The sequence below is a fragment of the Humibacter ginsenosidimutans genome (genome assembly GCF_007859675.1).
GTDB lineage: Bacteria > Actinomycetota > Actinomycetes > Actinomycetales > Microbacteriaceae > Humibacter > Humibacter ginsenosidimutans.
On record NZ_CP042305.1, the window covers coordinates 3,281,235 to 3,300,857 of the forward strand.

24 protein-coding genes and 3 riboswitches are annotated in these 19,623 nt (G+C 65.1%); of the genes, 12 read left to right on the plus strand and 12 right to left on the minus strand.

Annotated elements, in window-relative coordinates; all coding sequences use genetic code 11:
• Positions 1 to 81: 81 nt before the first annotated feature.
• The 3 genes from FPZ11_RS15180 to FPZ11_RS15190 all read right to left on the minus strand — a co-directional run bounded on the left by FPZ11_RS15180 (position 82) and on the right by FPZ11_RS15190 (position 2,034).
• On the minus strand, positions 82 to 597 hold the full coding sequence (locus FPZ11_RS15180) for a universal stress protein (protein WP_022900125.1): 516 nt from the start codon (positions 595 to 597) through the stop codon (positions 82 to 84).
• Between the two features lie 331 nt (positions 598 to 928).
• Positions 929 to 1,684: an aquaporin gene (locus FPZ11_RS15185; RefSeq protein ID WP_022900126.1), complete on the minus strand. Its 756-nt coding sequence runs from the start codon at positions 1,682 to 1,684 to the stop codon at positions 929 to 931.
• The gene (locus FPZ11_RS15190; RefSeq protein WP_022900127.1) at positions 1,684 to 2,034 is read right to left on the minus strand and encodes an ArsR/SmtB family transcription factor; all 351 of its coding nucleotides are present in this window, start codon (positions 2,032 to 2,034) and stop codon (positions 1,684 to 1,686) included. The genes FPZ11_RS15185 and FPZ11_RS15190 overlap by 1 nt, the downstream gene beginning before the upstream one ends.
• Positions 2,035 to 2,238: 204 nt before the next feature.
• Here FPZ11_RS15190 and FPZ11_RS15195 point away from each other — a divergent pair, with 204 nt between their 5' ends.
• The 4 genes from FPZ11_RS15195 to FPZ11_RS15210 all read left to right on the plus strand — a co-directional run bounded on the left by FPZ11_RS15195 (position 2,239) and on the right by FPZ11_RS15210 (position 5,085).
• Positions 2,239 to 2,652 (plus strand): arsenate reductase ArsC, encoded by a 414-nt coding sequence (locus FPZ11_RS15195; RefSeq protein ID WP_022900128.1) that lies wholly within the window; start codon positions 2,239 to 2,241, stop codon positions 2,650 to 2,652.
• A gap of 133 nt (positions 2,653 to 2,785) precedes the next feature.
• A riboswitch (Fluoride riboswitch) is annotated at positions 2,786 to 2,872 on the plus strand.
• A 26-nt stretch (positions 2,873 to 2,898) separates the two neighbouring features.
• Positions 2,899 to 4,167 (plus strand): phosphopyruvate hydratase, encoded by a 1,269-nt coding sequence (gene eno, locus FPZ11_RS15200; RefSeq protein ID WP_022900129.1) that lies wholly within the window; start codon positions 2,899 to 2,901, stop codon positions 4,165 to 4,167.
• An 82-nt stretch (positions 4,168 to 4,249) separates the two neighbouring features.
• Positions 4,250 to 4,711, plus strand: coding sequence for a fluoride efflux transporter FluC (locus FPZ11_RS15205; RefSeq protein ID WP_245558921.1), 462 nt, complete (start codon positions 4,250 to 4,252; stop codon positions 4,709 to 4,711).
• Positions 4,708 to 5,085 carry a fluoride efflux transporter FluC gene (locus FPZ11_RS15210; RefSeq protein ID WP_022900131.1) on the plus strand — a complete coding sequence of 126 codons (378 nt, stop codon included), beginning with the start codon at positions 4,708 to 4,710 and terminating at the stop codon, positions 5,083 to 5,085. Before FPZ11_RS15205 ends, FPZ11_RS15210 begins: the two co-directional genes overlap by 4 nt.
• A 49-nt stretch (positions 5,086 to 5,134) precedes the next feature.
• Here the strand turns inward: FPZ11_RS15210 and FPZ11_RS15215 are convergent, their stop codons facing one another.
• The 3 genes from FPZ11_RS15215 to FPZ11_RS15225 are packed head-to-tail and all read right to left on the minus strand — an operon-like array spanning position 5,135 to position 7,666.
• Positions 5,135 to 5,737, minus strand: a complete 603-nt coding sequence (locus FPZ11_RS15215; protein ID WP_022900132.1) for a cation diffusion facilitator family transporter — start codon at positions 5,735 to 5,737, stop codon at positions 5,135 to 5,137.
• Positions 5,738 to 5,781: 44 nt separating this feature from the next.
• Positions 5,782 to 7,104, minus strand: a complete 1,323-nt coding sequence (locus FPZ11_RS15220; RefSeq protein ID WP_022900133.1) for an MFS transporter — start codon at positions 7,102 to 7,104, stop codon at positions 5,782 to 5,784.
• Between the two features lie 55 nt (positions 7,105 to 7,159).
• Positions 7,160 to 7,666: an inorganic diphosphatase gene (locus FPZ11_RS15225; protein WP_026940006.1), complete on the minus strand. Its 507-nt coding sequence runs from the start codon at positions 7,664 to 7,666 to the stop codon at positions 7,160 to 7,162.
• 16 nt (positions 7,667 to 7,682) lie between these two features.
• Positions 7,683 to 7,756: riboswitch (Fluoride riboswitch) on the minus strand.
• A gap of 68 nt (positions 7,757 to 7,824) precedes the next feature.
• A riboswitch (Fluoride riboswitch) is annotated at positions 7,825 to 7,888 on the plus strand.
• 36 nt (positions 7,889 to 7,924) lie between these two features.
• Between FPZ11_RS15225 and FPZ11_RS15230 the strand changes: the two genes are divergently transcribed.
• From FPZ11_RS15230 to FPZ11_RS15240, 3 genes are all read left to right on the plus strand, one after another.
• The gene (locus FPZ11_RS15230) at positions 7,925 to 9,517 is read left to right on the plus strand and encodes a MutS-related protein (RefSeq protein WP_168203863.1); all 1,593 of its coding nucleotides are present in this window, start codon (positions 7,925 to 7,927) and stop codon (positions 9,515 to 9,517) included.
• Positions 9,514 to 11,034, plus strand: a complete 1,521-nt coding sequence (locus FPZ11_RS15235) for a MutS-related protein (RefSeq protein WP_022900135.1) — start codon at positions 9,514 to 9,516, stop codon at positions 11,032 to 11,034. The genes FPZ11_RS15230 and FPZ11_RS15235 overlap by 4 nt, the downstream gene beginning before the upstream one ends.
• A gap of 130 nt (positions 11,035 to 11,164) precedes the next feature.
• The gene (locus FPZ11_RS15240) at positions 11,165 to 11,467 is read left to right on the plus strand and encodes a metal-sensitive transcriptional regulator (RefSeq protein WP_022900136.1); all 303 of its coding nucleotides are present in this window, start codon (positions 11,165 to 11,167) and stop codon (positions 11,465 to 11,467) included.
• Positions 11,468 to 11,541: 74 nt separating this feature from the next.
• Here FPZ11_RS15240 and FPZ11_RS15245 read toward each other — a convergent pair whose 3' ends face one another.
• The 3 genes from FPZ11_RS15245 to FPZ11_RS15255 all read right to left on the minus strand — a co-directional run bounded on the left by FPZ11_RS15245 (position 11,542) and on the right by FPZ11_RS15255 (position 13,319).
• Entirely contained in the window at positions 11,542 to 11,829 is a 288-nt protein-coding gene (locus FPZ11_RS15245) for an antibiotic biosynthesis monooxygenase family protein (protein WP_026940008.1), read from the minus strand.
• Between the two features lie 29 nt (positions 11,830 to 11,858).
• Positions 11,859 to 12,761, minus strand: a complete 903-nt coding sequence (locus tag FPZ11_RS15250; protein WP_026940009.1) for a cation diffusion facilitator family transporter — start codon at positions 12,759 to 12,761, stop codon at positions 11,859 to 11,861.
• 189 nt (positions 12,762 to 12,950) lie between these two features.
• A complete protein-coding gene (locus FPZ11_RS15255) occupies positions 12,951 to 13,319 on the minus strand; it encodes an ArsR/SmtB family transcription factor (protein ID WP_022900138.1) in 369 nt (122 codons plus the stop codon).
• A 6-nt stretch (positions 13,320 to 13,325) separates the two neighbouring features.
• Here FPZ11_RS15255 and FPZ11_RS15260 point away from each other — a divergent pair, with 6 nt between their 5' ends.
• Complete coding sequence (locus FPZ11_RS15260; RefSeq protein ID WP_496559533.1) at positions 13,326 to 14,276, plus strand: DUF8757 domain-containing protein; 951 nt, start codon at positions 13,326 to 13,328, stop codon at positions 14,274 to 14,276.
• Here the strand turns inward: FPZ11_RS15260 and FPZ11_RS15265 are convergent.
• Positions 14,273 to 14,725, minus strand: coding sequence for a DUF488 domain-containing protein (locus FPZ11_RS15265; protein WP_022900140.1), 453 nt, complete (start codon positions 14,723 to 14,725; stop codon positions 14,273 to 14,275). The two genes, FPZ11_RS15260 and FPZ11_RS15265, sit on opposite strands and share 4 nt — an antisense overlap.
• A 365-nt stretch (positions 14,726 to 15,090) precedes the next feature.
• Here FPZ11_RS15265 and FPZ11_RS15270 point away from each other — a divergent pair, with 365 nt between their 5' ends.
• Positions 15,091 to 15,393 (plus strand): hypothetical protein, encoded by a 303-nt coding sequence (locus FPZ11_RS15270; protein WP_022900141.1) that lies wholly within the window; start codon positions 15,091 to 15,093, stop codon positions 15,391 to 15,393.
• Between the two features lie 523 nt (positions 15,394 to 15,916).
• Here FPZ11_RS15270 and FPZ11_RS15275 read toward each other — a convergent pair.
• Positions 15,917 to 16,336, minus strand: coding sequence for a MarR family winged helix-turn-helix transcriptional regulator (locus FPZ11_RS15275; RefSeq protein ID WP_168203864.1), 420 nt, complete (start codon positions 16,334 to 16,336; stop codon positions 15,917 to 15,919).
• A gap of 176 nt (positions 16,337 to 16,512) precedes the next feature.
• Between FPZ11_RS15275 and FPZ11_RS15280 the strand changes: the two genes are divergently transcribed.
• The 3 genes from FPZ11_RS15280 (at position 16,513) to FPZ11_RS15290 (ending at position 19,071) form a co-directional block, all read left to right on the plus strand.
• The gene (locus FPZ11_RS15280; RefSeq protein ID WP_146321955.1) at positions 16,513 to 16,887 is read left to right on the plus strand and encodes a hypothetical protein; all 375 of its coding nucleotides are present in this window, start codon (positions 16,513 to 16,515) and stop codon (positions 16,885 to 16,887) included.
• The gene (locus FPZ11_RS15285) at positions 16,875 to 18,443 is read left to right on the plus strand and encodes a multicopper oxidase family protein (RefSeq protein WP_146321956.1); all 1,569 of its coding nucleotides are present in this window, start codon (positions 16,875 to 16,877) and stop codon (positions 18,441 to 18,443) included. The genes FPZ11_RS15280 and FPZ11_RS15285 overlap by 13 nt, the downstream gene beginning before the upstream one ends.
• A 61-nt stretch (positions 18,444 to 18,504) precedes the next feature.
• Positions 18,505 to 19,071 carry a dihydrofolate reductase family protein gene (locus tag FPZ11_RS15290; protein WP_146321957.1) on the plus strand — a complete coding sequence of 189 codons (567 nt, stop codon included), beginning with the start codon at positions 18,505 to 18,507 and terminating at the stop codon, positions 19,069 to 19,071.
• Between the two features lie 132 nt (positions 19,072 to 19,203).
• Here the strand turns inward: FPZ11_RS15290 and FPZ11_RS15295 are convergent, their stop codons facing one another.
• Positions 19,204 to 19,491: a Fe-S cluster assembly protein HesB gene (locus FPZ11_RS15295; RefSeq protein WP_146321958.1), complete on the minus strand. Its 288-nt coding sequence runs from the start codon at positions 19,489 to 19,491 to the stop codon at positions 19,204 to 19,206.
• Positions 19,492 to 19,623: the final 132 nt, after the last annotated feature.

A 19,623-nucleotide genomic window follows, 5' to 3' on the forward strand; every position in this document is an offset into this window, starting at 1 on the left:
TCACGTGGAATAGGGCTTGTTCGTGCCGGTGAGGGCACTCGGTCCGCGACCACGGTCACCCGGAGGAATGGATCTCGCCAGCTACTCCCAGGGGAGTCGCTCACCGTGCGCGACGGGGTCGAGCGGGATGATGATCACCGGGTGGTGCTGCCGATGTGCCAAGTGCACGGCGACGGAACCGTTGAAGAACTCGTGCGCTGTGGTTCGAAGTCCTCGTTTGCGTGTGCCGACCACGATGGCGACCGCGTCCAGTTCGTGGGCGAGGCGGGCCAGTTCGTGCGCGGGGTCGCCGGCGAGCGCGCGCAGACTCCAGGTGACGTCGGTGGGTTCCAGCAGATGGCGAAGGTGCTCGGCGAACTCGGAGTCGAACTCCTCGGTGATCGGCTCGTCCGAGTCCGGGTCGATGGCGAACGCGGAGACGCTGCCATCCGGGTTGCGCCCGGTCGTGTAGCGGGTGGGGTCCACGGTGGCGAGCACGAGGGAGGCGCCGAGCAGTTCGGCGAAGCGGATCGCCTGCCGCACGACGTCGTCCGGTTGCTCGCGCACCACGCCGACGATCAGTGTCGGTCGGCCTGATGCCCTTTCGTCATCTGGCATTCGCGTTCCTCGATTCCGGCTCTGCACGCTCTCAAGCATCCGCCATCAATTCGTGGCGATCCGGTCACCACTGTGAGTATCGCCAGGAGCGCGTTCAGCTTGTAGGCCATGTCCCCGCTGAGACGACCGAAATGCAGGCTCAGTTCGGCGTCGGCAATCCGGCTCATCAGCGAACCCGCCGTCGGTACAGATATCGCTCGTCGGCGTGGGCGCCGTCAAGCGTGTAGCCGAGGCACGACGGCTGGCCTGCGCTGCTCGCCACGACCTCTCCTCGCGATCCATCGCCGCGCGGAGTGTGCAGTCTGTGTAGACCAAACCTGGCCACTGCACGTCAAGCAATGGGGCTACCCGTGTGCCGGGGGAGTTGCACGCCTCGTTCGTGACGATCGAACCCAGCGCGACTGCCGTCGTTGACGACGCGGCGCGACGGGAAGAGCATCACGGCGCAGGCGGCGCCCACCGCGGCGCCGATGAGTTGGGCGGGCAGGAATGCGAGCGCGGAGGCTGGTGTGATTCCGGTGAAGGTGTCGGTCAAGATCCGCCCGAGTGTGACGGCGGGGTTGGCGAAGCTCGTTGAGGAGGTGAAGAAGTACGCGGCAGTGATGTAGGCGGCAACGGCGACGGGTACCGTCCGGTGCTGCGGGCCACGCGCGAGGGTGAAGATCACCAGCACGAGTCCCGCCGTCGCAACGACTTCCGCAGCCAGATGTGCGACCGTGAGGCGGTCGGCGGTGCCGAGAGAGACCGGGGCTTTGCCGAAGATCGTGTTGGCCAGGATCACCCCGAGCGCGCCGCCGATGAGTTGCGCGGGCAGATAACCGGCCAGGTGCTTCCAGGGTCGGCTTCCGAGTGCGACGTCGACCAGTGACACGACGGGGTTCAGGTGGGCGCCGGAGACGGGCGCCACAACGACGATGATCACGTAGAGCGTGAGCCCAGTGGCGGACGCGTTGATGGCCAGTTGGATGCCGTGATCCTTCGATAGCTGGCTGGCGGCGATGCCGGAGCCGACCACGGCGAGGGTGAGCATGCCGGTGCCGAGCAGCTCGGCGACGCATGAGCGCCAGAGCGGATGCCGTCCGGTCATCAGACCGTCGTCAGAAGGCTGGACACGGCGTCCAGGGCACCCGGTACGAGACGGTAATAGTGCCAGGTGCCGCGCTTGGAGACCGTGAGGTAGCCGGCGTCCACCAGAACCTTCACGTGGTGGGAGACCGTGGACTGGACGAGCCCGAGCGGGTCGGTCAGGTCACAAACGCATGCTTCGCCGTCGGCGTGCGCGGCCACCATCGACAGGAGGCGGAGTCGTGCCGGGTCGGCGAGCGCTTTCAAGGACTTGGCTAGGGATTCCGCATGTGCGCTGTCGATCGGCTCGCGCGTGAGCGGGGCACAACACGCTTGCAGGTCGCGGATCGGGAGCGGCTCGGCGATGGACATGCTCCCAGTCTCGCACAAGATTGACAGTCATCGATGTTCGGTCGCAGACTGTATGAATCGACAGATGTCGATGAAAGGAGGAAACCATGATGAACGGTTGTTGTGACCCCGAAGAGGGCTGCTGCGAGCCCGGCTGCTGCTGACCCTCTGCCGGTCGCCGAGGCATGCCCAGGCGGCCGGCCCCCATTCGAGACTGAGGACGCCATGCCTGAGACACCCACGATCCTGTTCGTCTGCGTGCACAACGCGGGTCGCTCCCAGATGGCCGCGGGCTATGCTCGCGCGCTCTCCGGCGGCCTTGTTCAGGTCCTCTCCGGAGGTTCCGAACCCGGCGACACCATCAACCCGGTCGCCGTGCAGGTCATGGCGGAAGACGGTATCGATATCACCGGCACCATCCCGCAGCTGCTGACCACTGACCAGGTACGTGACGCCGACATCGTGATCACGATGGGCTGCGGCGACGCCTGCCCGATCTTCCCCGGCAAACGTTACGACGACTGGGAACTCACCGATCCCGCAGGCAAGCCTGCGGATCAGGTGCGTCTCATCCGGGACGAGATCAAGGAACGGGTGAGCACACTCGTCAAGGAATTGCTGGGTTCCCGGTCGTCGTAGGTCGGTTGGAAGCCGCAAGGCGCGGGCCAGCACGGCTCGGCCGAATCACGGCATGCTCGCACAGGTCGGCAGCCTTGCCATGGCGACGGGTGCTGTTGCTACCACCGCCCTAAGAACGTTCGTCGTGTAGCCTCAAGAACTGGGTGATGGGGTTCCCACCCGAGCACTGAGTCGACCAGTCGCTCCAACCGCCACGTTGGCCGATGACTCCTACTGCAACTCTCCACGAGTCGAGGTAGGTGACCCATGCCCAGTCAGGCATTGACCATCAGGTCCGTCGAGGCCGAACAGGTGCTCGACTCTCGCGGATGGCCGACAATCTCTGTCGCCCTCACGCTCGACGACGGTTCCGTGCACGCGGCGGCCGCGCCGGCCGGTGCATCCACGGGAGCGTTCGAGGCAGTCGAACTGCGTGACCAAGGAGTCGAATACTCGGGACGCGGCGTGTTGAACGCCGTGGCGGGTGTCGAGGGCGAGATCGCTGCGATGCTCACCGGAACGGCCTGGTCGAGCATCCGTGATCTCGACGATGCGCTCCGATCGCTGGACTACACGTCGAACCTTTCGCGGTTGGGCGCCAACGCCGTCGTCGCCGTCTCGATGGCGGCATCACGGGCGTTCGCGCACATCGCCGGCGTTCCGCTGTACACCTGGATCGCGGGCCAGACCGGCTCGCAGCCGCTGCTTCCCGTGCCGCACTTCAACGTTCTCAACGGCGGCGCTCACGCGGCCAACGACCTGGACTTCCAGGAGTTCATGCTCGCTCCGGTCGGTGTTTCTTCGGAGCAGGCGGCCGTGCGTGTGGGGTCGGAGATCTACCACACGCTTCAGGGTGCGGTGCGTGAGAAGTTCGGCACGGCCGGCTTAGGCGACGAGGGCGGTTTCGCGCCGGCGTTGTCCAGCCCCGTGCAAGCTCTCGACCTGCTGCTGGCGGCGATCGTGGAAGCCGGCTACAGCACGGAGGACGTGAAGATCGCCATCGATCCCGCCGCCAACGGGTTCTATCTGGGCGACGGCAGCTACCAGGTCGAAGGTAGGCGGCTCGACCGGCGACAGCTCGTCGACTACTACGATGGCCTGCTCGGCGACTACCCGATCTGGAGCATCGAGGACGGCTTCGCCGAAGACGACTTCGAGGGGTGGCAGCTGATGTACGAGCGAGTGCACGACACGACGCAGCTCGTCGGCGACGACCTGTATGTCACCGATCCGGCACGCATCCGGGACGGTGCGGAGAAGCGCTACTCGAATGCTGCACTCATCAAGGTGAATCAGATCGGCACGGTGAGTCAGACCTTCGACGCGATCGCCACTGCGCGCGAGAACGACATGGCGTGCATGGTGTCGCACCGCTCCGGGGAGACGATGGACACGTTCATCGCGGACCTGGTTGTCGGCTCCGGCGTTGGCCAGATCAAGTCGGGGTCGCCGGCGCGAGGCGAGCGGGTCGCGAAGTACAACCGTCTGCTGCACATCGCCCGGCGCGAGCCGTCGCTTCGATACGGGCTGCGCTAGCGGCGAAAAGGGAAAGGCATCCGCTCTGAACGACGACCCAGGAACCATCACGGACGAGCTTCCGGTCGACAGCGACCTCGAAGTGGCCGATGCGCACCGACCCGAACGCCCACGCCCCGTGCACCTGCGCTGGCGATACATCGGGGTCGTCACACTCGGCGGAGCGGCGGGGACCGGTGTGCGGGAGGCGCTGAGTCTCGTCATACCCGCGGCCGGTGCGTTTCCCACGGCGATCTTCCTGATCAATCTCACCGGTGCGTTCGCGCTTGGCGTGGTGCTCGAGACGCTGCTTCACCTCGGCCGCGACGAGGGGCATCGCCGGATGCTGCGGCTGCTCGTCGGCACCGGATTCATGGGTGGATACACCACGTACAGCACGCTTGCGGTCGGCGTGGCGCAGACCTTCACCGCCGGCCACGCGTGGGTCGGAATCGTCTACGGCATGCTCAGCGTCATCGGCGGTGCCGCCGCAGCCTTCGCCGGGATCGCCGTGGGCGCGGAGATTCAGCGGTGGCGTGCGCTGCCGGGAAGACGGGGACGATGACACCGGCAGTCTTCGCGGCGCTCTGCGTGGCCGGCGGCGTCGGGGCGGCGTTGCGGTTCGTCGTCGACGGGCTGGTGCGATCGCGCGTGCGATCGGTGTTCCCATGGGGAACGGCGATCATCAACGTGTCGGGTTCACTCCTGCTCGGCTTCCTCACCGGGCTCACACTGCACGCTCTGCTTCCGCCACCGTGGGTCCTCGTGCTCGGCACGGGGATGATGGGCGGGTACACCACCTTCAGCACGGCGAGCATCGAGACGATGAGGCTCGTGCAGGAACGCGAATACGTGATGGCGGCAACCAACGGCTTCGCGGTGCTCATCGTCACCGTCGCGGTCGGCTTCGGAAGTCTCTGGGTGGGCTCATCCCTGTGATGGCGCTCGGGTGTGATGGATCCTTCGTCGGATCGGGCCGGGTCTACGTCTAGTTGTCATGGAATTCCGCGGCTCGTCCACGCAGGGCACCGATGGCCTTCAAGCCCAGTCGGGCTGCGGCGATCCCGATGAACGCAGAGATGGCCAATGCGAGCACCGGGTCGAGCCAATACAGTCCGCCGGAGATCAGGATGATCGCGCCAGCAATCGTCACACCTGCGGCAGCTGCGGCGTCGGCTAGGGCATCCAGGAGCACCGATCGCATGTGGATGTCTTCGTCTGACGCCGCGAAGCCGAGTACTGAGGCACCCACTAGCATCACCACCACGGTGATCACGCTCACGACGACGACGGGCAGCCCGTACACCGTTGGGATGCCCTCCGCGAGCCTCACGATGGATTCGACGACAACGGATACTGCCACGATGATCAGCAGACACGCATTCACGAGAGCAGCAATTGCGATCGGGCGTTGAGCATGCGGATGATCGGGATTTCGGTCCCGAAGTGACACGGCGATCAGCCCGATGACGAGACCGAGGCAATCGCCCAGGGTGTCGCCCGCGGCGGCAAGCACGCTGACCGAGTGCGCGAACAGTCCCACCGTGACAAGAGCGAGGATCAGAGCGGCGTTCAATGTCAACACGATCATGAGTCGTCGGCGTTGGCTCCAATGCTGAACGCCAGGAAATGCGCTCACTCTGAACGATTCTTCTTCGCATCAGATCCCACACCGGGAGACGTGCGGTGCGTGAAGAGCACCGATGCGGCGACGGAGAGCAGCATCCACGCTGCGGCATACACGAACGCGGCGACCGGGGAGACCGCCGCATACAGGATGCCCGCGACCACGGTTCCGACGATGTTGCCGATCGCCTGGATTCCCCCGATCACGCCGAACCCGCTTCCGCGCAGGCGGTCGGGGAGCGCCTGCGCCACCAGTGCGGACTCGGCCGTCTCGGCGAAGCCGATGCCGGCTCCGGCGAGCACGAATCCGATGAGAAGCAGCGGCCAGGCCGACACGTCGAGCCCGAAGAACAGGTACGACACGACGTAGACGCCCGCACCCATCGCGAACACGGGTCGCGGGCCGATCCGGTCCAGCCACGCTCCGCCGGCGAAGGAGACGAGGGCCGCGACGGCGTTGTGCGCCGCATAGAGAAGGATGGCGACGGATGCGGCGGCCGCGAGACCGTCCGCTTTGAGGGCATCCGTTGCGCGGAGGATCAGCAGAGTGGTCGCCAGGTTTCCGCACTCGAAGAGCAGCACCGGAAGCATCGGCCGGGCGAGGCCCGCCGCGCGTAAACCCTTCACGTCGAGGCGGAAGGGGGTGCGCACGCGGTTTCGGTGTCGCCGAAGGGCTTCCCTTCCGGCGAACGTGATGGCGAGGGCCGCGAGGATGCCCGGAATGAACGCGAACCAGATCGACGGCCGCAGCCCGAGCCAGGCGACGAGCACGGAGGCCACGAGCGGCCCGACGACGGCGCCGAGGTTGTCGCCTGCTCGTTCGACGCCGAACGATCGCCCGAATGCGCGCGGATTCGAGATCGAACTGAGCAGCGAGTCCCTGGCGGGGGAACGGATGCCGCGCGACGCCCACGCCAGGCCACGGAGCAGGCCGGCCTGCCAGACCGCGGTCGCAAGACCGATCGCGGCCGTGGCGATGGCGGTGATCAGGTAGCCGCCGGTGGCGAGCCGGCCGCGCCTCGCGGGATCGTTCGCGAGCGGGCCGCCGACCACCTTCGCTGCTCCGACCAGGGCGTCGCTGACGCCCTCGATCACGCCGAGAGACGCGGCTGTGCCGCCCAGTACGCCGGTGAGAAAGGCGGGGAAGACGCTGGTGACGATCTCGTGCCCGGAGTCGGAGAAGAAGCTCGCTGCCCCGACCGAGACGACGCCTGACGTCAGCCAGCGCTGTGAGTCCGGTTCCTCGTCACCGTTCGGTGTCTCCGGACCGGATTCCGGGCTGGGCCTGGTTGCCTCGGCGTCGGGGGTGAGCTTTTCGTCGTCGTCCGGCATGGGCATCCTCGTTCTCGAGTCATCGCTGGCTGTGGCTGGTGGAGCGGTGGTGCGGTCAGCTCTCGTAGACGTCGCCGTACCGGTACGACTGCTGTGCGTCGTGCAGCAGCACTTCGGCGTCGCGGCGTAAGCCGAAGCCGTGCACCGAGACGAACTTGCCCGGTTCCAGCTCCTTGTAGTGGGTGAAGAAGTGCGCGATGCGGTCACGGGTCATGGCCGGCACGTCGCCGATCTCGCGGATCTCCGCCCAGCGCGGGTCGCCGTCCGGCACCGCGATCACCTTGGCGTCGTGTCCGTTCTCATCGTCCATGCGGAAGAGACCCACCGGGCGGATCGACACCACGACGCCGGGAAAGGTCGGCTCGTCCAGCAGCACGAGGGCATCGAGAGGGTCGCCGTCGTCGGCCAGCGTGTGGTCGATGAAACCGTAGTCGGCGGGGTACACCATCGATGTGTAGAGGGTGCGGTCCAGCCGAACGCGGCCGGAGTCGTGGTCGACCTCGTACTTGTTGCGGCAGCCGGCGGGGATCTCGACGATCATCTCCACGCTGTTCCCAGACATGGTCTACCTCCGTTTCAAGGGGGTAGGAACCATCAGCGTTGGTGCGGTTCAGGCATCGGCGCCCCGGCGGGATCCATCGCCGTTCGATCAGCCTACCGACACTCGGCGCGCACGTACCGCATGGTGGCGGTAATGCGGCTTCTCGGGCACACTGGTTGGTGGAACACGGCGATGAAGCTCGCCGCAACCGCGGAACGAACCGCTGATGGCTTCTCCCCGCACCGACCGACCTCGGAGCGGATGAGAGGAGCAGAAGTGATGTTCGAGAGCATCCTGTTTCCCGGCTCGAACCGGGTCAGCGCACCGTTCGCGACGAAGGAACCGGAGTGTTTCCGCGACCTCGGCCTCGACCAGATCGTCGAGACGCTGACGGCTTCGCGCGAGGAATACGAGTTGCCGCCCATCTACTGGACGGCCGTCCGCGACAGCGAGGTGATCGAGTACCGGCAAGGTGTGTACACGGACCTCGCGCATCCGGCGGTGCATCATGCGGCAGCGGAATTCGCAGAGGGCATGCGGCTGCACCGAGCACGTTTCGTCCAGGCGTCCAGGCTCTTCGCGCGGGAGCAGCGCCCGTTCTGGGTGCTTTCGGCCATCGTCACGCACCAGGGCGCCGTCCGCGATTTCGCCCGGGCGCTGAAGGATGTCCCGCTGCGGTCCGCCGGGATGCTCGCCTTGCGCGACTGGCTCGATGCACTCGTCACAGGGCAGGCGTTCACGGAGGCGGTCGAACGCGCCGCAGATATCCGATCGCGCCTCGATGAGATCCACTTCACGGTTCGGATCGACGGACTGCGAGTGGAGGTGGCGCCGTTCGCCGATCAGCCGGACTACAGCGCTGAGGTGGAGGCGACGTTCGCCCGGTTCAAGCAGGGCGAGGTGAAGGATCACCGGGTGCGGTACACCGATTACGTCGACGCGGACCGCGTGGAGGAGGGCGTGCTGCGGCTGGTGGGGGAGGAGAACCAGCACGTCTTCGCGGCACTCGATCAGTATGTGCGGGAGTACGCCTGCTCCGAGCCTGCCGCCTACCTGGACCCGACGGTCGCACGGGTCGACCGGGAGTTGCAGTTCTATCTCTCGTATCTCGAGCACCTCGCACCGATGGTGGAGGACGGCCTGGAGTTCTGCATGCCCCGGGTGTCGGCCTCCAAAGCGGTCTCCGCGCAGCACACGTTCGACCTCGCCCTGGCCGAGAAGCTCGACAGGCACCGGGCGTCCATGGTGACGAACGATTTCGAACTGCGCGAACCCGAACGGCTGATCGTGGTGACGGGTGCGAACCAGGGCGGAAAGACGACGTTCTCGCGCACGTTCGGCCAACTGCACTGGCTGGCCGAACTCGGGCTGCCGGTGCCCGGTTCCTCAGCGTCGCTGTTCCTGTTCGACGCGCTGTTCACGCACTACGAGAAGCAGGAGGACATCAGCAATCTGCGCGGCAAGCTCGAGGACGAGCTGGTTCGCATCCGGAAGATCCTCGAGGCGGCGACGAGCGACAGCGTCGTCATCATGAACGAGATCTTCAACTCGACCACGCTCGACGACTCGATCCTGCTCGGTACTGCGGTGCTGAAGCAGATCATCGAACGGGACATCCTCGCCGTCTGTGTCACCTTCGTCGACGAGCTCACGACCCTCAGCGACACGACCGTGAGCATGGTCGCCGCGGTCGATCCTGCTGAGCCGACCAAGCGCACATTCAAACTCGAACGGCGCCCGGCGGACGGGCTGGCCTACGCCCTCGCTCTCGCCGACAAGTACCGGCTCCGGAACGCGCAGGTCAGGCAGTCGATCGAGGGAACCCAATCGGAGTCGCGGGTTTTACTCGACCCGGTCGAGAAGGGAGCATGACCATGAAGACCTACCTGCTCTTTCCCGATCGCGCCCTGCCGACGGAACCCAGACCGCCGCTGAACGCCCAGGTACTCACCGAAGACCTCGAGCTCGATCCCGTGATCGAGGCGATGGCCGCAGACGACAAGTTCCTCGCCGAGACCGCGCGTCGTGTGGTTCTCGAATCGCTGACGAGCGTCGACGACATCCGCTATCGGCAGGCGGTTCTGCAGGACTGCTTGCGGAACGAAGAGATCGTTCGCGAACTGTACGACATCGCCGTCGACGCGATCACCCGTCAGCGCAAGGTGTACGGGTGGCTGAGCGATCGAAACCCGAGTGCGATCCTCGGCCATGCCGTGCAGGTACTGGAGATCTTTGTCTCCCTCCTGCGCACTCTGCGTGCGATCGCCGCCGAGCATGGCGACGAGTTCGCCTCCGATGGGTTCCGCCGGTTCTTCACGATGACGCTTCAGGAGCTCGACGACGCCTACTTCGAGGAGATCGACCGTCACCTGCGACGGCTGCGGTTCCGAGGCAGCATCCTGATCGGTGCCCATCTCGACCACGGTGGCAAGCCATCGGCGATCGTGCTGCGTCGGCCGGAGCACGGGAAGCGCACACTGGGTGAGAAGTGGGAGTCGTTCACGCACCCCACGCCGTCGTTCCGCATCGCAGAGCGCGACGAGGCCGGCGCCAACGCGCTGACGGTGATGCGCGGCAAGGGCCTCAACCTGGTGGCCGATGCGCTGGCCCGCTCCACCGACCACATCCTGAGCTTCTTCGTGATGATGCGCAGGGAGCTCGGCTTCTACCTCGGATGCGTGAACCTTGCGCACGCACTGGAAGACCGCGGTCTGCACACCGGCTTTCCGCTGCCGGTTCCCGCCGAGCGGCATGAGTTCTCGTGCGACGAGTTGTACGACGTCAGCCTCGCGCTCGTGAGCTCAGGCAGCCCCATCATCGGCAACACGGTCGATGCCGGCGGCCACAGGCTGGTCGTCATCACGGGTGCCAACCGTGGCGGCAAGTCCACGTTTCTGCGCAGCATGGGTCTCGCCCAGCTGATGATGCAGGCCGGCATGTTCGTGCCGGCGAAGTCCTTGTCCGCCACCGTCGTGAATGGCGTGTACACGCACTTCAAGCGCGAGGAAGACGTCGAACTCGCCAGCGGCAAATTCGACGAGGAACTTGCGCGGATGCACGAGGTGGTGATGCAGATCCAGCCGGGCGCGCTGATGCTGTTCAACGAGTCGTTCGCCGCGACGAACGAGCGCGAAGGGTCCGAGATCGCGCGGCAGATCGTGCACGCTCTGCTGGAGTCGGGCATTCGTGTCGCCTATGTCACGCATCTGTACGACCTCGCGCACGGCTTCGTCGGTGACACAGAGGCCTACTTCTTGCGAGCAGAACGCGAGCGTACGTTCCGGCTGATCGAGGGCGACCCGCTTCCGACGAGCTTCGGCGGCGACCTCTACCGCGACATCTTCCCGGCGAAACCCGGAACGCCAGGAGCCCATGAGTCGGTAACCTGATCTCAGTGCCGCTGGCCGCGGGCGGCTCGCTCCGCTGGTTTCGTACTTTTCGTGTCGGACGGGCGAGCGTGATGCCACTGTTGCCGCTGCCTCAGCGCCGCGCAGCATTGAACCCGAAGGAACTTCGACCATGAACAACGAGGAACATGCCGACCACGGCTATATAACCGACAAGTCGAACTACCTCAACCGGCTTAAGCGCATCGAAGGGCAAGCGCGTGGGATCTATCGGATGGTCGATGAAGAGAAGTACTGCATCGACATCCTGACCCAGATCTCTGCGCTCACCTCCGCCCTCCAATCCGTCGCGCTCGGCCTGATGGACGACCATCTCAAACACTGCGTCAGCGACGCCGTCAAACTCGGCGGTGACGATGCTGAGGCGAAGATCAAGGAAGCCTCCGACGCCATCGCACGTCTAGTGCGCTCGTAGAGTCCCCTGAGCCGCGCGACCGTCAATCGGGAAAGCGCGGCGCATGAGTCAGCTTGTTTGCTGCATTAGAACGCCTACAGGTCGACCACTTCGAATTCGAGGAGGTCGGCATCGGTGGCGACCGGATTGGGTCCGCCGTGGTGGGCACCGCTCTCGCCCGCGCGCCACGCCTGGTAGGAGTCCTCGCTGTCCCAGGTGCTGACGACGAAGTAGCGGTCTTCGCCCTTGACGGGGCGAAGAAGCTGGAAGCTCTCGAAGCCGGGCTGTTGGCCGACGGCATGGTCGCGACCCGCGAAGCGAGCCTCGAGGTCGCCTCCGCGTCCTTCCGGGACGTGGATGGCGTTGATCTTGACGACGGACATGGGGTTTCTCTCCTCTTGAGTGGTTTCGTTCAGCGGTCGGTTGGCGTCGGTGTCACGACGAAGTCGTCGAGGTTGCGCAATTCGCCGCGAACGTGCTCGGATGCGTGCTCGGCGATGTGCGTGGCCTCATGCAGTTCCACCTTGTCGGTGGTGACGATTGCGGACCCGATGAGACGGTGTCCTATCCAACGCAGCTTGACGCCCTGAATGCCGGTCACGCCTTGCGTGTGCTGGAGCGCGTGCTCGGCCCGCTCGATGAAGTGAGGGTCGACGGCATCCATCAGGCGTGCACCGACGGACCTTACGGTGCCCCACAGCAGGATCAGGATCGAGATGGCGATGAGTAGGCCGATGATCGGGTCGGCCAAGGGGAAACCGATCATCACTCCGATCGCACCGAGCACGACGGACAGCGAAGTGATTCCGTCGAGGCGAGCGTGAACACCATCGGCCACCAGTGCCGCAGAGCCGATCCGGCGACCCACACGGATGCGGTAGATGGCCACGAGCTCGTTGCCTGCAAATCCGATCAATCCGGCGGCAATCAGCCACCACGCGTTTTCCACCGGCCGGGGATGGATGAATCGGTCGATCGCTTCCCAACCCGCAACGACCGCCGAGAGCGCTACGACGAAGATGATGAACATGCCCGCAAGGTCCTCAGCGCGTCCGTAGCCGTACGTGTAGCGGCGGGTGGCGACACGACGGCCGAGCACGAACGCGATCCACAGTGGGACCGCAGTCAGGGCGTCTGCGAAGTTGTGGATCGTGTCTGCCAGCAAGGCGACCGATCCGGTGAAGAGCACGAACACGAACTGCAGAACTGTCGTCCCCAGTAGCGCGAACATCGAGATCTTGACCGCAGTCACACCCGCCCTGCTCGCTTCCAAGGCGTCATCCACTGAGTCGGCGGCATCATGCGTATGAGGCACGAATAGGTCGTAGAGGAAGCCCTTTATCCCACCGTGTGGATGGTCATGCCCGTGTTCATGGTCATGGCTGTCGTGGTGGTTGTGCTCGTGCCCGTGACCGTGGTGCTCGTGCTCGTGCCCGTGACCGTGGTGCTCGTGCTGATGGTCGTGGTCGTGCGGATGTTCGTGCTCGTGCGTGTGGGGGGGAGGTCATGCCTGTTCCTCGGTCTGTGCGTGATGGTGGCGCGGCGCCCCTCCCAAGGAGTGCTCGGCTTGGAAGATCGCATCGGACACGAGCTGCCTGGCGTGCTCGTTCTCCAGCCGGTAGAAAACTCGTTGGCCGTCCTGACGGGTCGCAACAATGCGTGCCAGGCGCAGCTTCGCCAGATGTTGGGAGACGGCCGACGGCGGCTTGTCTACGATGTCCGCCAGGTGGTTCACCGACAGCTCTTCAACATCTCGGAGAGCGAGGACTATCCGTACCCGTGTGGCGTCGGCCAGCATCGAGAACACCTCGACCGCCAGCTCCACGTATTGGCTGTCGACCTCGCGCCCACAGATCGCAGTATCTGCATCCATACGCAGATGCTAACGCATGCGTGTCGTGTCCCCCAGTCCAATTGGAGAGAGTGTGTCGGCGCGGCGGACCGGCATATCCTTGCCCGGCGGCAAGATGAGGAACGCTTGCCTAACAAGGAGAGAGCTGTGGTTCAGCAGGAGCATGCCCGCGTCTTAGTGACCGTCACTGCATCGCCTGAGCCGTCCACGCAGTACGGTGACACAACGTGTGTGGCAGGCATCCGAGTCGACAGCATGCCGATCGAGTGGGTGCGTCTGTACCCAGTTCCGATGCGCTGGTTCTCCGAGGCGCAGCGCTTTCACAAGTACCAGGTGATCGAAGCCGACCTGATCGCGCCGACTAACGACAAACGCATTGAGAGTCATCGGGTGGTCCATGCATCGATCAACCCGGCTGGGAGGGTAATCGAGGGCTGGGAGAGCCGCGGGAAGATCGTCGAGCAGCTCATCGGGCCGACGATGTGCGAGCTCAACGAGGGCATCAAGAAGGACAAAAACGGCCCGTCGCTCGGGCTGGTGCGAGTCCGGAAGCTTAGGTCAATGAAGGTCAGCGTCGATCGGGATTGGACGGATGCCGAGTGGGCGAAGATTCAGAATGCCCAGCAACAGATACCGATCTTCGGTGAGATCCCGCCACCGCCGCTCGAGCGGCCCCGCTTCGCTGGCCAGATCACCTGGTTCTGTGACACTCCAACGTGCAGGGGCCACACTCAGACAATCCTCGACTGGGAGTTCACGGTCTTCCAGCGCCGCCTGAGAAGTGACGCCGACGACATCGCAATCGAGAAGATCACGGCTAGGTTTCAGGACGAGATCTGCGGGCCAAAGAACCGCGTGTACTTCTATGTAGGCAACATGCACGACATGATCAAGCGCACGAGCTTCTCGATCCTTGGCTTCTACTACCCGCCTGTCGCCTCCGACTATGGCTCGGTGCTTGTCTTCGACAGCCTCTAGGCGCTGACGAGCGCACGCAAGCGGCACTCCACCTCCTCGAGCACCTGCTCGCGGTGGCAGTTGTGGGTGTTGCCCTCGAAGCACATCACGACGACACGCATGCGCTCCGCCGCCGTGACGATCATGTCAAGCGCTTCTTGCGCGGTCTCGTCATTCAGCCGCAGCTTGAAGGTTCCGCGCGCCGCGTTAGCAGTCTCGGTACCGAGCTCGCCGTAGCCGTCGCGGTTGTCCTTCGGGTTCCCAAGAGCCGGAAGGTGGACGTATTCGATCCCGTGCTCTTCAAGAGCAGAGCGCATTGCGTTCTTCGAGAAGCCGGGTTTCCGTGAAAGCGGGTTGAGCCGGACATCGAACAACGTTTTGACTTGCCAGCGCTCGAGGCTCAACACGAAAGTCTCGACGGACTGACCCTCGTAGCCGATCCCTGTGATTCCCCACTGCTCCTCCCACATGCTTCAAGCATTGCACGAGCGCGCAAGCGAATCCCGGGAACTCTAACGAGGCAGGCGGCCTCGTTAGTGCGTCCATGAGGGTGCGGATCTCGCGGCGCCGACAGTTACGCGAATGGCCTCGGACCGCCCGAAGTGCCGCCACGGAGGGCGGCGCTGTGTCTTCTGGGGCTTGTTTGCCTTTCCGCTGCGCGATCGTAGTTCGTTTCCGGGGCGTTCCGTTCCGGGCTTTCGCGGCATATCCTCCTGCGCTACCGCTTCGTCCGGTATTCCACGGTCCCGGCACTGCACACCCCTCCACTCACCACTGATCTCTCCGCCGGAAGGCAAACAAAAACGATCAGCAACTGGTGAAAGGGGCGGAGGTTATGAAGGCGGAGCTGGTGAACCTTGTTACCAAGGACGGTGCGCATACCGTGGTGCTGCTGTCGACGGATCTTCAGGTGCTCACAAGCGCGGAGAAGGTGCGAGCGTTGGAGATCGCGCTGTGGATGGTGGATGAGGGGTGGACGGTTATGACTGCCACGGACTCGCCGCTGGCAGAGGTGGTGCGACAAAGCGCTCGAGCGCTGGATGGCAGTTACATCGAGCTGAAGGACGAACCCGGCATGCAGGTGATCCCGACACGACACCGCATGCCGCCGTGGTCTCGGCTCGCCGGAGGCATCTGATGAGCACGCGGACCTCAGCTGACACCGCGCGACCGACCGCGGTGGTGGCAATGGACCACAACACCGCTGCGGAGGCGCTGGGGATGTCGCCAACCCGGTTGCGTCAGCATGTGCGTCTGGGTGATGTCACGCCTCACTTCTCCGGCACGAAACCGCTGTATCTAGTGACTGATCTTGAGCGCTTCGTCCAGCAACTACCGACACGACCGGAGCACCTACTAAGGGCCTGAGCCTCGTAGGCTGCTCTCGACGTCAGGCCGAGCTCTGCGGGCTGGCAACCGATGATTGACAGCGCATGCGGAGCCTCAGTATGTGTGCACCAATGTGTGCACGGCTCCACGATCGCCCTTTGATCTATTGGCAAATGTGGGCCGTAACCACTGCCTACGGATCAGAAGGTTGGGGGTTCGAATCCCTCATGGCGCACACTGTGTTGAGACAGTAAGAGAACGGCTCGCGAAAGCGGGCCGTTTTCGTTTCCTCTGTGACTGATCGGCCCCGAGCCGTTGCGGCGCCCGTCGCCTCAACCGCGTCGCCTGATGCGCTGCAGCAGCGCGAGCAGTTGGTCGAGCTCGGCGTCGTCCAACTCGGCGGTGAGCTCGTCGGCGACGGAGGAGGCGGCCCGTCGGGCGTCCGCGAACAGATGGCGGCCGGCATCCGTAATGGTGAGATTCATCACCCGCCGGTCACCGGCATCCGCTTCGCGTCGGATGAGGGCCATGGTCTCCAGCTCGATGATGGTCCTCTGCATGCCGGCCTTGTCGCCTCCCGTCGAGTTGACGAGGTCGCGCTGGGTGGAGGTGCCATCGCGCTCGAGCAGCATGAGAACGCCGAAGTGCCGTGACGAGATTCCGAGCGGTGCCAGCGCTCGTCCCAACGATTGGGAGGCCTGGCGATGAGTCTGGCGAAGCAGGAGTCCGAGCTCCATGGCAGCGGGTCGCATCGCACCTCCGTTCGCGTCCGGGCGGATTCGGTCGCATCCTTCGCAGAATCGTATCGCCATGATAGATTCATCTGAGTCTGATTCAAATGAACCTAATTGGGGGAGTCATGCAGGAGGCCGCTTCACCGCCGCCGGTGCCTCGGACGGCACGCCGGACTGCGCCGAAGGCTCGTGCAGTGGCTGCGTCGTGGCCCCGTGTTCTGTTCCGGATCGCTGCCACGCTCGCCGCCGTCATGCTCTTCGACCAGGCGATCTTCGCCGGGCAGTTCCTCTCCGGCATCTACGCCTCACTCGACGTGCACCGCGAGAACGCCACCTATGCGGGCATCTCCGTCATCGCGGCCGCCGTCTGCGCCGTGCTGCTCTGGCGGCCGGGCGGGGGTCCATGGTGGCCGATCGTCGTGTACGTCGCCCTTTTCGGGCTGATCGGGTTGCAGATCTTCCTGGGCTTCGCACACGCACTGGCGGCGCACGTCCCGCTCGGCGTTGCGATCATCATGGTTGCGGCGGCGATGGCGGTCTGGTCCTGGATGGCACGATGGCCGCGGTGAGCCGCAGAGCGTTCATCGCGGGCGGTGTCGCGGTCGGAGTCGGGCTGGCTGTCGGAATCCCGTTCGCGGTAGGGGCCAGCGGAGCCACATCGACCGGACAACAGCTGGTGAGCAGGGCGAGACTGCCGAGGCCCTTCACGCAGCGGCTGGTGGTGCCGCCGACCCTCACGCCGGTGCTGACGGGCGACGTCGACCGGTACGAGATCGTGGCGCGCACGGCGCGTGCCCGCATCCTGCCTGGGTTGACGACCACGATCTTCGGCTACAACGGCATCTTCCCCGGTCCGCTCATCCGGAGCCGCAGCAACCATCCGATCGAGGTCGTCTATCGCAACCGGCTTCCGGTTCCGATCGTCACCCACTTGCACGGCGGACACACGCCGCACGACAGCGACGGTTATCCCACGGACTATGTCTACCCGGAAGACATGACCTATCTGCGACAGCATCAGGAGATGTCGCACGAGACGCCGATGCCCGCGGGTGACACGACGAACGGCACCAGGACCTATCGGTATCCGTTGCGACAGCGAGCCGCGATGCTCTGGTACCACGATCACCGCATGGACTTCACCGGCCCGAGCGTCTGGTTCGGCCTGGCCGGCGCGCACATCGTGAACGACGACGAAGAGGATGCGCTGGGGCTTCCCGACGGTGCCCGCGAGATACCGCTTGTCCTCACGGACAGGGCGTTCAACGACGACGGATCGCTTCTGTATCCCGCGGTCGACCGCACGCTCACCACGACCCCCGGCGTGACGGGTGGCTTCGTCGCCGGGGTGCTGGGCGATGTCATGCTGGTCAACGGTGTTCCGTGGCCCGTCGCCGATGTCGAGCGGGCGAGCTACCGCATCCGGATGCTCAACGCCTGCAACGCCCGTCGGCTCAGGTTGCGACTCGACCCGCCCCCGACCGACGGCATCGTGCAGATCGGCACGGAAGGCGGCCTTCTCGACGCCCCGCTCACGTACGACGCGTTCGAGCTCGCGCCGGCGCAGCGACTGGATGCCGTTGTGGATTTCTCCCGTTTCGCTCCGGGGACCGAGGTCACGCTGTACAACGACTTCGGCGACGGCGGCATGAAGAACGTGATGCGATTCAGAGTGAACTCCACTTCCGGACCCCGCTACACGGTGCCGAGTGCGCTGTCGAGCGTCGAGCGTCTGGATCCCGCATCGGCCACGGTCACGCGACGGTTCCGATTTCAGCGTGGCACGGTGGACCACCGGTCCGGCTGGATCATCGGGAACAGTCCGTTCAGCCCGAGCGAGGTGTCCGCGTCTCCGCGCCTCGGCGATGTCGAGATCTGGGAGTTGTTCGCCGACTTCCACCACCCGGTGCACATCCACCTCGATCCCTTCCAGGTCATCAGCCGCGGGATCAACGGTCCGGGTGCCTTCGACGCGGGCTGGAAAGACACCATCGACCTGGTGCCGGGCGAGCAGGCCCGCATCGCCGTGCGGTTCCGCGACCATGTCGGACGATTCGTGTTCCATTGCCACAATCTCGAGCACGAGGACATGGCCATGATGGCGAACTTCGTCACGCACGCCTGAACCGACCTCGACTCGACGCGCCGAGCATCCGGGCCGGGCCATTCGCAGGAGAAGGAGACGAATGATGAGTGCAGAAGTCGTGGTGGACCTCTTCGTGTCGGTCGACGGCTGGGCGGGTGGGGACGGCCTGCCACCGTTCTTCGGCTACGCGGGAGACGACCTGCTGCAGTGGACGACCGCCGAGAAGGCCGTGCCGGAGACCATCGTCATGGGTCGGCGCACGTACGAGACGTTCGCCGCATTGCCGGAGGCGGTGTGGAGCGACGACCGCGAACCCTTGATGCGAAGGGACAAGATCGTGTTCTCGCGCACGCTCGACGCCGTCGACTGGCCGAACACCCTGGTGGGGCACGACCTGACGAACGATGTGCGGAGGCTCAAGGACGAGGGCGGCCAACGCATCCGCACCTGGGGGAGCATGTCGCTGGCCGGGCAGCTGCTGCATGCCGGCCTGGTGGACGTGCTGCGGCTCATGCGATTCCCGCTCCTGGCCGGCCCGAGCGGTCGACAGGCGGCCTTCGCGAACGTGTCGAGTGCGGACCTCGAGCTGTCTGGCGTCCGTGTGCTCGACGGACGGATCGTGCTCGAGGAGTATCGACCGACAGGGCACGACATCCCGCGCGGCTGAACCGCGTCGGCGATCGCATCTCGGGCGGCCGGACGCGACACGAAGAAGGCCCCCGCCACGGCGGGGGCCTTCTGATCCGCAGTCCTCAGCGAATCGCCGGGTGGCCGGCATCGAGGTGCGGATGCCGCGCTTCTACTGCGACTGCAGTCCCAGCGCGAAGTGCACAGCGCCCTGTTCGTCGAGTTGGGCATCCAGCTCCTTGTCGGCGAGCAGCGCCGAGGCGTTCTCGTCGACGAAGACCCGCGCGTCACCGCTCGAGATGACCTGGTCGTGGGCGTCAGGCGCGGGGGTGACGGACACGGAGAACGCCGTGTCGCTCGTGTCGGAATTCGTGATGCGCAGCCCGCCGTCCGGCGAATCGACGGCCTGAGCCGTCAGCGTCTTCACGATCGTGCTTGCGTTGTCGGTGAGGGTGAGCATGGGCTCTCCTTCCGTTCGCGGACATGAGTCGGCCACGATTCCGCAGCCCACGGGCATCCGCAACCCGTTCGTTTCGATTGTGCGGGGAGACACAGGTCGAGTCGCCCTCAGCTTGTGCGGTCCGCAGAGGGG